The organism is Aeromonas sp. 84A, from assembly GCF_051919345.1.
Classification (GTDB): Bacteria; Pseudomonadota; Gammaproteobacteria; order Enterobacterales; family Aeromonadaceae; genus Aeromonas; species Aeromonas veronii.
Genome location: NZ_JBQBEW010000001.1, coordinates 2082182 through 2094068, shown reverse-complemented (window position 1 = coordinate 2094068; position 11887 = coordinate 2082182). Strand labels below are relative to the sequence as shown.

Annotated in this window: 7 protein-coding genes; 4 read left to right on the top strand and 3 right to left on the bottom strand. The window is 58.4% G+C overall.

The window, feature by feature from the left end; all coding sequences use genetic code 11:
- Window positions 1–92: 92 nt before the first annotated feature.
- The 4 genes from secF (at window position 93) to tyrA (ending at window position 5332) form a co-directional block, all read left to right on the top strand.
- The gene (gene secF, locus ACTG20_RS09655) at window positions 93–1010 is read left to right on the top strand and encodes a protein translocase subunit SecF (protein WP_005334046.1); all 918 of its coding nucleotides are present in this window, start codon (window positions 93–95) and stop codon (window positions 1008–1010) included.
- 283 nt (window positions 1011–1293) lie between these two features.
- Window positions 1294–2595 carry a glucose-1-phosphate adenylyltransferase gene (glgC, locus tag ACTG20_RS09650; RefSeq protein WP_005334047.1) on the top strand — a complete coding sequence of 434 codons (1302 nt, stop codon included), beginning with the start codon at window positions 1294–1296 and terminating at the stop codon, window positions 2593–2595.
- A gap of 409 nt (window positions 2596–3004) precedes the next feature.
- Window positions 3005–4078, top strand: a complete 1074-nt coding sequence (locus ACTG20_RS09645) for a 3-deoxy-7-phosphoheptulonate synthase (protein ID WP_194495744.1) — start codon at window positions 3005–3007, stop codon at window positions 4076–4078.
- Between the two features lie 126 nt (window positions 4079–4204).
- Complete coding sequence (tyrA, locus tag ACTG20_RS09640) at window positions 4205–5332, top strand: bifunctional chorismate mutase/prephenate dehydrogenase (RefSeq protein WP_194495745.1); 1128 nt, start codon at window positions 4205–4207, stop codon at window positions 5330–5332.
- A gap of 160 nt (window positions 5333–5492) precedes the next feature.
- On the opposite strand, the gene ACTG20_RS09635 is transcribed toward tyrA, so the two are convergent.
- From ACTG20_RS09635 to carA, 3 genes are all read right to left on the bottom strand, one after another.
- Window positions 5493–6644, bottom strand: a complete 1152-nt coding sequence (locus tag ACTG20_RS09635; protein WP_194495746.1) for a DUF1615 domain-containing protein — start codon at window positions 6642–6644, stop codon at window positions 5493–5495.
- Window positions 6645–6945: 301 nt separating this feature from the next.
- A complete protein-coding gene (gene carB / locus ACTG20_RS09630) occupies window positions 6946–10170 on the bottom strand; it encodes a carbamoyl-phosphate synthase large subunit (protein WP_005337626.1) in 3225 nt (1074 codons plus the stop codon).
- A 20-nt stretch (window positions 10171–10190) separates the two neighbouring features.
- Window positions 10191–11327, bottom strand: coding sequence for a glutamine-hydrolyzing carbamoyl-phosphate synthase small subunit (gene carA / locus ACTG20_RS09625; protein WP_005361585.1), 1137 nt, complete (start codon window positions 11325–11327; stop codon window positions 10191–10193).
- Window positions 11328–11887: the final 560 nt, after the last annotated feature.

Here is an 11887-nt window from a genome sequence, read left to right as displayed (position 1 = left end):
CGGAGCGGCCAAAGCAGAACACTATTTCCCGGCGTGTCGCGACACGTCGTGATGGGCCAACAGCCTGGTGCTGGCTGGCCAAGGAGAGAATTATGTTGAGAATGATCGTTGCCATGGGGCTGACCCGTTGGCGTTATATTGGCCTGTGGGCTTCCATCCTGCTGACCGTGGCCAGCGTTGCCATCTTGCTGGTGAACGGCCTGACACTGGGGCTCGATTTTACCGGCGGGATCCTGCTGGAGTTTCATATCCAGACCCTGAAAGAGGCCCATGAACTCAATGCCATGCTGGTCTCCCCGCTGGCGGGAGCCGTTGAGCTGAGCTCGGCCGGTATTCCCGGCGAGTGGCTGATCAAGCTGCCCCCCCACGAACTTCCCTGGCCCGCGGCAGATCTCGCCACCATGCTGACCCAACAGCTGGGGATGCCGGTCGAGTTGCTGCGCACCACCATCGTCGGCCCTCAGGTGGGTGCAGAACTGTTCCAGCAGGGGATGCTGGCGGTACTGGTCGCTTCGCTGGCGATGTCGGCCTATCTGGCGTTTCGTTTCGAGTGGCGTCAGGCCATCGGCATCCTGCTCTCGGTGGTCCATGACGCCATCGTAGCGCTGGGGCTGTTGTCACTCTTTCAGATTGAATTCGATCTGAACATCATCGCCGGTTTGATGGCGGTGATCGGCTACTCCCTCAACGACAGCATCGTCATCTCAGACAGGCTGCGGGATCTGCTGAGCTCGCGTACCCAGATGGGCATCCACGAGTGCTCCGATGTGGCCATCAAGGCGACCTTCAGTCGCACCATGATCACCTCGGGCACCACCCTGTTTACCGTGGGCGCTCTGCTGTTGTTTGGCGGTGACGCTCTCTACGGCTTCTCCTTCACCCTGTTTGCCGGGATCCTGGTGGGCACCGTCTCCTCCATTACCGTCGCCTCGACCGTGCAGGAGCTGCTTGGGCTCACCCCGCAGGCCTACCAGAAGAAGAGCGAGGAGCCACTGGCCAACGCAGCCTGAACCTTGTTAACCAGGCCCGGCTCACCGGGCCTCAACAAACCGGGCCCCCTGCCAACCATTGGCAGGGGCTTTTTCATCCCTCCTCTCTCGCCGCCCATTTTGTCGTTCGGCTCGCCTCAATTGACAACTGACTATATTGAAAGCAATGACGGATCAACCCGTCATTTTTAATAACAAAAAGGTCATTTTATTACGTCAGAAACCATAAAATGTGACTGAAAGCACTTTCTTGAGGGCTCAAAGGAGGCAACATTGTAGTGATTTATCTACAAAGGGATATGAGATGTTGTTACAACCTGCCAATACAGCAAAATCCAGACAGTTGCTGAACGAGACCATGGCTTTGGTACTCGCAGGAGGGCGGGGTAGTCGCCTCAAACAGTTAACCGACAACCGTGCAAAACCTGCCGTTCATTTCGGCGGCAAATTCCGCATCATCGATTTCGTGCTCTCCAACTGCATCAACTCCGGCATCCGTCGGGTCGGTGTCGTGACCCAGTACAAATCCCACAGCCTGTTGCGCCATCTCCAATCGGGCTGGTCTTTCCTGCGCTACCAGATGAACGAGTTTATCGATCTGCTCCCTGCCCAGCAGCGGGTGGATGAGGTGAACTGGTATCGGGGTACCGCCGATGCGGTCTACCAGAATCTGGATATCATCCGCGATCACGCCCCCAAATATGTGGTGGTGCTGGCAGGCGATCACATCTACAAGATGGATTACGCCGCCATGCTGCTCGACCACGTCAATATGGGCGCCAAGGTGACCGTTGCCTGCATCGAGGTGCCACGCAGTGAAGCAAGCGCCTTCGGGGTAATGGCGGTGGATGATGATCGCAAGATCAATGCCTTCGTCGAAAAGCCTGCCAACCCGCCCGCCATGCCGGGCAAGGCCGACACCGCGCTGGCCTCAATGGGCGTCTATATCTTCGATGCCGAGTATCTCTATCAGTTGCTGGAAGAGGACATTGCCAACGAGCAGTCCCATCACGATTTCGGCATGGACGTGATCCCCCGCGTGGTGAAAGAGGGCACCGCATTCGCTCACCCGTTTGGCATGTCCTGTGTCGGCTGCTGTCCGGATCGCCGCCCCTACTGGCGCGATGTGGGCACCGTGGACTCCTTCTGGGAGGCCAATATGGATCTCGCTTCCGTCACGCCGGAGCTGGATATCTACGATCAGGACTGGCCCATCTGGACCAGTCAGAACATGACTCCTCCCGCCAAGTTCGTGCAAGACCGAAACGGCCAGCACGGCATGACCATCAACTCCATGTTTGCCGGGGGCACCATCGTCAGTGGTTCTTTCATCCTGAGTTCGGTGCTCTTTACCAATGTGCGGGTCGACTCCTTCTGTACCCTGGATCAGGCCGTTATCTTCCCGGGTGTGGAGATTGGTGCCGGTTGCCGACTGCGCCGGGTGGTGATCGACAAGGGGTGCAAACTGCCGGAAGGCACGGTGATCGGTGAAAACGCCGATGAAGATGCACGTCGCTTCCACCGCTCCGAGCAGGGCATAGTGCTGGTCACCCAGGGGATGCTCACTCGCCTGAACAAAGAGCTGCAGGGAAAACAAAAGCGCTGATCCGCAGCCAGACGGGAGCCCCCTTCCTACCGCAAAGGGAGCCACTATGGCTCCCTCTTTCTATGGCTGACCAGATAGCCACCTCACACCATCATTACCATCGCGTTGCAGTCTCCCAGAGATACCATTTACTGTGGGTAAACAGCTGGGCAACGCTGCCTTTACACCCTCAAACCGTAAACATTAAATTACAAAATAACCATCACCCCTCCGAAAACCTCTCTGTATTATTCCTGTTCGCACTATATAGCAGCTCCTTTATCTGACTTTCTAGCGGTAAACCCGCTAGTTTCACTTGATTATTTGTTTTTCCTTGGTAAGGTGAGGGCGGTTGCGTAACAAAGCAGGTACCAACGTAAACATATCGGTACAATCGCTTTTGGCTTAATACAGTAGAGAGAATGAAATCATGCAAAGAGACCCCCTGAACAACATCCATATCCAGTCCGAACAAGTGATGATCACGCCTGCCCAGCTCAAGGAGAAGTTACCCATCTCCGACAAGGCGCTGGCATTCGTGCAAGGGGCCCGCAATACCATCGCCGACATCATTCACCGCCGCGATCACCGCTTGTTGGTGATCTGTGGTCCCTGCTCCATCCACGACATGGACGCCGCCAAAGAGTACGCAACCAGACTCAAAGCGCTGCATGATGCCTATCAGGACTCTCTCTACATTGTCATGCGGGTCTACTTTGAGAAGCCGCGCACCACGGTCGGCTGGAAAGGCTTTATCAACGACCCCAATCTGGATGGCACCTTCGATGTAGAGCTGGGGCTGCACCGTGCCCGCGAGCTGCTCTGCTGGCTGGCGGAGCTGGAGTTACCGCTGGCCACCGAAGCGCTCGACCCCATCAGCCCACAATACCTGGCCGAGCTCTTCTCCTGGTCAGCCATCGGCGCCCGCACCACCGAATCCCAGACCCACAGGGAGATGGCGTCCGGCCTCTCCATGCCAGTCGGCTTCAAGAACGGCACCGACGGCAACCTGGGGACTGCCATTAATGCGTTGCAGGCGGCCTCCTCCCCTCACGCCTTTATGGGGATCAACCAGCAGGGCCAGGTTGCGCTGCTGCAGACCCAGGGCAACCCGGATGGCCACGTGATCCTGCGCGGCGGCAAACATCCCAACTATGACTCGGTCAACGTGTCGCTGGCGGAAGAGGCGCTGGAGAAAGCGGGCCTGCTGCCGAGCCTTGTGGTGGATTGCAGCCACGGCAACTCCAGCAAGGATCACCGTTTGCAGCCCAAGGTGGCCGACAACGTCATCCACCAGATCCAGGAGGGCAACCGCTCCATCATCGGGGTGATGCTCGAATCCAACCTGTTTGAGGGTAACCAGTCCAGCGAGCAGCCCAAGGAGCAGATGCGCTACGGGGTCTCCATCACAGATGCCTGCATCGACTGGGACAGCACCGCTAGCCTGCTGGCCCGCTGCCACAACCTGCTGGCTGACCCCCTCAAGGGCAGAACTGCGCGGTAAGCCGTGGTATCTTGTCGTAACCTATTGAACAATCGAGGTATCACTGCTGGTGGCATCACGCCGTGATACCTTGTTGCATCTTGAATTTCAGGGCGCCGCCGCTCGCGGCGCCAGCAGGGACTGGATATGGCTGAAGAGTTGAATGTACTCAGGGACAAGATAGATGCGGTGGACAAGCAGCTGATCGATCTGCTGGCCGCCCGTCTGTCTCTGGTGGGAGAAGTGGGTGAAGTAAAGAGCCGCCACGGCCTGCCCATCTATGCACCGGATCGGGAAGCGAGCATGCTGGCCCGCCGCCGCGCCGAGGCCGAGCAGTTGGGAGTGCCCGGCGATCTCATCGAAGACGTACTGCGCCGGGTGATGCGCGAATCTTACGCCAGCGAGAAAGATACCGGCTTCAAATGCATAAAGCCAGACCTTGGCAAAGTGGTCATCATCGGTGGTCAGGGCCAGCTTGGCCGCTTGTTCGGCCATATGTTCAGCCTCTCAGGCTATCGGGTCGAGACGCTGGAACAAGCCGACTGGCCGCGAGCTGACGAGATCCTCGCAGGAGCCGGTCTGGTGATGGTGGCGGTGCCCATCGATATCACCTGCCAGATCATCGATCGCCTCGGCAACCTGCCCGCCCACTGCCTGCTGGTCGATGTCACCAGCGTGAAAGCGGCACCGCTCGAACATATGCTGGCGGTGCATCAAGGGCCGGTGATGGGGCTGCACCCCATGTTCGGGCCGGATGTGGCGAGTCTCGCCAAGCAGGTGATCGTCTGCTGCCAGGGTCGTGACTCCGCCGCCAGCCAATGGCTGCTGGATCAGATGACCATCTGGGGCGCCCGCTTGCAACAGGTGGAAGCCAAGGCCCACGATGAGGCGATGACCCTCATTCAGGCTCTGCGTCACTTCGCCACCTTTGCCTATGGCTGGCACCTCTCCCGGGAGCAGGCCAATCTGGATCGCCTGCTGAGTTTGAGCTCCCCCATCTACCGGCTGGAGCTCGCCATGGTGGGGCGGCTGTTCGCTCAGGATCCCCACCTCTATGCCGACATCATTTTGTCGTCACCGCAGAATCTGGCGATGATCCGTCGCTACTACCAGAACTTCGGTGAAGCGCTGGGGCTGCTGGAGCGGGGGGACAGGGACGGTTTCATCGAGGCCTTCTCGCAAGTCTCCGGTTTCTTCGGCGAACATGCCGACCAGTTCCTGCGTGAAAGCCGCATGCTACTGGCCCAGGCCAACGACCGGCGCCAACACGGCTGATCCTGCAAAAGTAGTAACAACTCATGCCACTCGGAAGGAGCCGCCACCGTTCATAACTGGATGCGAGCCAAAGATCTCCATTGGAAGGGGCGATTAAGCGTGCGGGTTGTCATTAACAATGGCAACCCGCTTTGCAACTAGTCTCGAAGCAAACCCAGTCTTACCGAATCGTTGCCATCTGCCGCACGCAGCGTTGTTCTCTGTCATCCACCCGCTTGGCAAACCAGGCGGTGGTGAGGTTGCGGGTGATTTTCGGGCTCTTTAGCTGAATGCCGGGCAGGATGGCGCGGGGCAGTCGCTTGCCCGCTTGCTTGTCGGCCAGGGTAAAGATGCGATGGTAGAGAGCGGTCTCGGCAAATTCGGCGGTATCCCCTTTGCGCAGGCTCTGGTGGATCGCCTGTTTGCTCATATTGACCCGGTTGGCGAGGGTGTAGACGGCAAGCTCGGTATTGCCCGGCAGATCCGAGTCATAGCGGATCAGATCCCCGTCCAGCGCCAGAGTTTTGCCACTCAAACGGCTGACGGCGGCCTGAAAGGCGGCATTGCGACTGGCGTACCAGCCGGCGTTGAAATCGGCAAAGCGGTAGAGGGTATCCGGGTAGTCGGCGGGATAACCGAAGATATGCTTGGTGCCAAACCAGATGCCGCCGCGACGGGTAAAGACTTCGTGGCGAATGGAATCCTTGATTGGATAGGGGTAGCCACGGGCGTTGGCTTCGGCAAAAGCGATGCTCACCTGCATCGGGCCACCGGTATGCACCGGGTTGAGGTTGCCAAACAGCGTCTTGCCCATCGGCAGCATGCTGATCATATCTTCGAAGATTTCACTCATCTCCCGCTCGGTACGCAACTTGTCGATCCGCTCGGCGTAGCTCTTGCCGGTGGGCGAGTTGATGGAGAGCGCGGCCCGCACCATAAATTCGGGGATCAGCAGCTTGGCGGCCCGTGAGTTGATCTCTTTCCAGGCGATCTTGCCAAGGCCCGGCACCACGGGGTCGGCCTGATAGGTGGCTTCCTGCTCTGCAACCGCCAGCACGCTACAGACATTGTGATCATTGACCGTCACCCCCTGGGTGGTGAGCGCCGTCACCACGTCGTTGGCCCACCCCTGTTTGTCCGGCACCTGACGGGGCAAGAAGCGCACGATGCGGCTCTTCATATCCGCCGGTTTGCGCGGCTGCATGGCAGGCGGCGTTTTGGGGTTGCTCACGCTCGCCTCTTTGGCGGGCGCGGAAGCGGGATCACTGGCACAACCGGCCAGCAACAAGGCAGAGCAGAAAGCAAGAAGACGACAGGAAGGCAAAGCGGTCATAAGCATGTCCATTTTTTGTTGGCCCTACAGGCAGCGCCGCTGGCACTGCACTGACAAGCGAAGTGGGGCCATTGTAGAGGATTGCCTGCCGCAGTTGAAACCCGCGCTCGCAGCATCCCCTCCCCTTGCCAGCTTTTACCACCCCACGCGCCATCCGTTGTCTGCGATGCGGAACTCATGACCTTCTTCAAGGATTCACCCGCCCCGAACCGTACGGTGAGCGACAGATAAAAAGAAACCCCCGCCATCGCTGGCGGGGGTTGGTCGTCTGGCAAGTCGGGCTGATGCCCGCTGGAAACTCTTAGCGGTTTTTCACCTTCTGGTGCAACTCCTGCACCGAGTTGACGTTGGCGGTGGCATCCACACTGATGGCCATGCAGGTGGCAAATGCCTCATTCATGGTGGTGGTATACGCCACTTTGTTCTGCAAGGCGGCGCGACGCAGCTGCTTGGAGTCCTGGATCGCCACCCGCCCTTCGGCGGTGTTGACGATGTAGGTGTACTCGCCATTCTTGATGCGGTCGAGAATGTGCGGGCGACCTTCGTGCACCTTGTTGACCAGGCGCGGGTTGATGCTCGCCTCACCCAGCGCGACTGCGGTGCCGTGAGTGGCATCCAGCTCGTAGCCCAGCTCCAGCAGCTTGGCAGCCAAGTCGACCACCTGCGCCTTGTCGCTGTGACGCACTGACAAGAGGGCACGCCCCTCTTTCGGTACGGCGTGGTTGGCACCCAGCTGCGCCTTGGCATAGGCCTCGGCAAAGCTGCTGCCCACACCCATTACCTCACCGGTAGAGCGCATCTCTGGCCCGAGCAGCGGGTCAACTCCCGGGAACTTGGCGAACGGCAGTACCACCTCTTTCACCGAGTAGTAGGGCGGGATGATCTCTTTGGTGAAGCCCTGCTCTTGCAGCGACTGACCGGCCATCACACGGGCGGCAATCTTGGCCAGCGGGGCGCCGGTCGCCTTGGAGACAAACGGCACGGTACGGGCGGCACGCGGGTTCACCTCGATGAGGTAGATGTCATCGCCCTTGACCGCGAACTGCACGTTCATCAGGCCGATAACGCCGAGCTCCAGCGCCAGCTTGCGCACCTGCTCGCGGATCTCGTCCTGAATTTTCTTGGACAAGGTATAGGGAGGCAGGGAGCAACCGGAGTCACCGGAGTGAATACCGGCCTGCTCGATGTGCTCCATGATGCCGCCGATGACTACATCGGTGCCGTCGCAGATGGCATCCACGTCCAGCTCGGTGGCATCGTCCAGGAAGCGGTCCAGCAGTACAGGCGATTCGTTGGAGACGCTCACCGCCTCGGCGAAGTAGCGACGCAGATCCTGCTCGTCATAGACGATTTCCATGGCGCGGCCACCCAATACGTAGGAGGGGCGAACCACCAGCGGGTAGGTGATCCGCTCGGCCAGCAGCACGGCCTGCTCCAGCGCGGTGACGGTGCCGTTTTCCGGCTGCTTGAGGCCAAGGCGCTCGACGGCAGACTGGAAGCGCTCGCGGTCTTCGGCGCGATCGATGGCATCCGGGCTGGTACCGATGATCGGTACGCCGTTGGCTTCCAGTGCACGGGCCAGTTTCAACGGGGTCTGGCCACCGTACTGAACAATCACGCCCTTGGGTTTTTCGATGCGCACGATTTCCAGCACATCTTCCAGGGTCACCGGCTCGAAGTAGAGACGATCCGAGGTGTCGTAATCGGTAGAGACGGTCTCCGGGTTGCAGTTGACCATGATGGTCTCGTAACCATCTTCGCGCAGGGCCAGCGCCGCGTGCACACAGCAGTAATCGAACTCGATACCCTGACCGATACGGTTCGGGCCGCCGCCGATGATCATGATCTTGTCGCGGTTGCTCGGGGCCGCTTCGCACTCCTCGTCATAGCTGGAGTACATGTAGGCGGTGTTGGTGGCGAACTCGGCGGCGCAGGTATCAACCCGCTTGTAAACCGGGAAGATGTTGTGGCGGGCGCGCAGTTTGCGCACTTCCCCTTCGGCCACACCGAGGATCTTGGCCAGACGGGCATCGGCAAAGCCTTTGCGCTTGAGGGCGCGCAGGAAGTCGGCATCGAGACCGGCCATGCCGCGCTCTTTCACCTCTTCTTCCAGTTTCACCAGGTCTTCAATCTGTACCAGGAACCAGGGGTCAATCTTGGTCAGCTTGAAGATGCCATCCATGGAGAGACCGGCGCGGAATGCATCGGCGATGTAGAAGATACGGTCGCTACCGGCGTCCTGCAGCTCGTGACGGATGCGGGTCAGGGAGTCCGGGGCATTGAGGTCAACCATGGGGTCGAAGCCGGTTTTTCCGGTTTCGAGGCTGCGCAGCGCCTTGTGCAGGGACTCCTGGAAGTTGCGGCCGATGGCCATCACTTCGCCGACCGACTTCATCTGGGTCGTCAGACGGTCGTTGGCACCGGCGAATTTTTCGAAGTTGAAGCGCGGCACCTTGGTGACCACGTAGTCGATGGCCGGCTCGAAGGAGGCCGGAGTGCGACCGCCGGTGATGTCGTTCATCAGCTCGTCGAGGGTGTAACCGATGGCGAGCTTGGCAGCGATCTTGGCGATGGGGAAACCGGTCGCCTTGGAGGCCAGCGCAGAAGAGCGCGACACCCGCGGGTTCATCTCGATGATGACCATGCGACCATCTTTCGGGTTGATACCGAACTGGACGTTGGAGCCGCCGGTCTCGACGCCGATTTCGCGCAGCACCGCCATGGAGGCGTTGCGCATCAGCTGGTACTCCTTGTCGGTCAGCGTCTGGGCTGGCGCGACCGTGATGGAGTCACCGGTGTGGATACCCATGGGGTCGAAGTTCTCGATGGCGCAGACGATGATGCAGTTGTCGTTGCGATCCCGCACCACTTCCATCTCGTACTCTTTCCAGCCGATCAGCGACTCGTCGATGAGCAGCTCTTTGGTCGGCGACAAGTCCAGACCGCGCTCGCAGATCTCGACGAACTCTTCGGTGTTGTAGGCGATACCGCCACCCGAGCCGCCCATGGTAAAGGAGGGACGGATGATGCAGGGGAAGCCAACCATCTGTTGCACGCCCCACGCCTCTTCCATGTTGTGGGCGATGCCGGCACGCGGGCACTCCAGGCCAATGCTGCGCATCGCCTTGTCAAAGCGGGAGCGGTCTTCGGCCTTGTCGATGGCGTCGGCGGTGGCACCGATCATCTCGACACCGAACTCGGCCAGCACGCCATGCTTCTCCAGCGCCAGTGCACAGTTAAGCGCAGTCTGGCCGCCCATGGTGGGCAGGATGGCGTCCGGGCGCTCTTTCTTGATGATTTCGCGCACCACTTCCCAGGTGATGGGCTCGATGTAGGTGGCGTCAGCCATCTCCGGGTCGGTCATGATGGTGGCCGGGTTGGAGTTGACCAGAATAACGCGGTAGCCCTCCTCGCGCAGGGCTTTGCACGCCTGGGCGCCGGAGTAGTCAAATTCGCAGGCTTGGCCGATGACGATGGGGCCGGCGCCGAGGATCAGGATGCTCTGAAGGTCATTACGTTTTGGCATGAAACTCTTTCCTCTATTTCTTAGGCGCGATACTGCTTAATCAATTCAATAAAGTGGTCAAAAAGACCGGCACAGTCGTGCGGGCCCGGGCTCGCTTCGGGGTGCCCCTGGAAGCTGAAGGCCGGACGGTCGGTGCGATGGATACCTTGCAGGGAACCATCGAACAGGGAGACGTGGGTGGCGCGCAGGCAATCCGGCAGGCTGTTCTCGTCTACCGCAAAGCCGTGGTTCTGAGCGGTGATCATGACGGTGTTGTCATCGAGGCTCTTCACCGGATGGTTGGCGCCGTGGTGGCCAAACTTCATCTTGACGGTCTTGGCACCGGAGGCCAGACCCAGCAGCTGGTGACCCAGACAGATGCCGAATACCGGCGTGTTGGTATTAAGGAAAGCCTTGATGGCCTCGATGGCGTAGTCGCACGGCTCGGGGTCGCCAGGGCCGTTGGAGAGGAAGATGCCATCCGGGTTCATCGCCAGTACCTCGGCGGCCGGGGTCTTGGCAGGCACCACGGTCAGGCGGCAGCCACGGTCAACCAGCATCCGCAGGATGTTGCGCTTGACGCCAAAGTCATAGGCTACCACGTGGTATTTCAGCTGGTCGGCATCCGGGGTGACGTGCCCCTTGCCAAGCTGCCAGCTCCCGGTCGTCCAGTTGTACGCCTCACCAACCGTCACCTCTTTGGCCAGATCCATCCCCTTCAGACCGGGGAAGGCGCGGGCCTGTTCGAGAGCATAGGCTTCATCGACCTGTTTCCCGGCCAGAATGCAGCCAGCCTGAGCGCCTTTCTCGCGCAGGATGCGGGTCAGTTTACGGGTGTCGATGTCGGCGATGCCAACGATGTTGTGAGACTTGAGGTATTCGGAGAGGGATTGCTGATTGCGGAAATTGGAGGCAAGTATCGGAAGGTCCCGGATGATCAATCCCTGAGCATGGATCTGACTGGACTCTTCATCTTCGCTGTTGGTGCCGGTGTTGCCTATATGGGGGTAAGTGAGGGTGACTATCTGACGGGAATAAGAGGGATCGGTGAGGATTTCCTGATAGCCCGTCATCGACGTATTGAAAACCACTTCACCAACGGAACATCCCTCGGCGCCTATCGACACGCCTTTGAACACAGTTCCATCTTCCAGCACTAGCAATGCAGTGTGATTCAAGACAACCTCCAGTTATTTAGCTTTAAATTCAGCAATTTACCTGGGTGTTGCGGGCTCGGTTCCGGTCTTGGACAGGACTCGAACCCGGCAGATTTCTGGCAAATTGGGCGCATTCTACTTAAAAAAAGTGGCATTTCAACGTCTTTTCTCAGATGAAATGCATCTAAATTCAATAAAAAAGCAACATTACCCATTATCTATGCACTTAATCGCTTTGCAACCCCCTCCCGCGAAAGAAAAGGAAAAACCACCATCAAAAGATGCCACCAAGCCAGCGATAACGACAAAAACAAACAAAAAAACCAATTAAAACAATAACATTTATTTTTACACAAAAAACATTAATGACAAATTTAACGCTTTTACGATGACAATATTGAACATGAAAAATGGAAAACGTTTTTCTGTGTTTGAATTTTTAGTCTTTTCCAGCCCGTGTAAAAAAATGGCTTTATCCGCCATAAAGATGCTCAAATCTGTTACCTGGTGATGACATTCAGGAAGGAAAAATCTGGCGGATAACGCAATAGTGTGATTTATAAGGAGTTCAGTTAAAAATT

Bases quoted from the DNA above. Each gene is read 5' to 3' on its own strand.
- secF (WP_005334046.1), top strand. From the start codon at position 93: ATGTTGAGAATGATCGTTGCCATGGGGCTGACCCGTTGGCGTTATATT.
- glgC (WP_005334047.1), top strand. From the start codon at position 1,294: ATGTTGTTACAACCTGCCAATACAGCAAAATCCAGACAGTTGCTGAAC.
- ACTG20_RS09645 (WP_194495744.1), top strand. From the start codon at position 3,005: ATGCAAAGAGACCCCCTGAACAACATCCATATCCAGTCCGAACAAGTG.
- tyrA (WP_194495745.1), top strand. From the start codon at position 4,205: ATGGCTGAAGAGTTGAATGTACTCAGGGACAAGATAGATGCGGTGGAC.
- ACTG20_RS09635 (WP_194495746.1), bottom strand. From the start codon at position 6,644: ATGACCGCTTTGCCTTCCTGTCGTCTTCTTGCTTTCTGCTCTGCCTTG.
- carB (WP_005337626.1), bottom strand. From the start codon at position 10,170: ATGCCAAAACGTAATGACCTTCAGAGCATCCTGATCCTCGGCGCCGGC.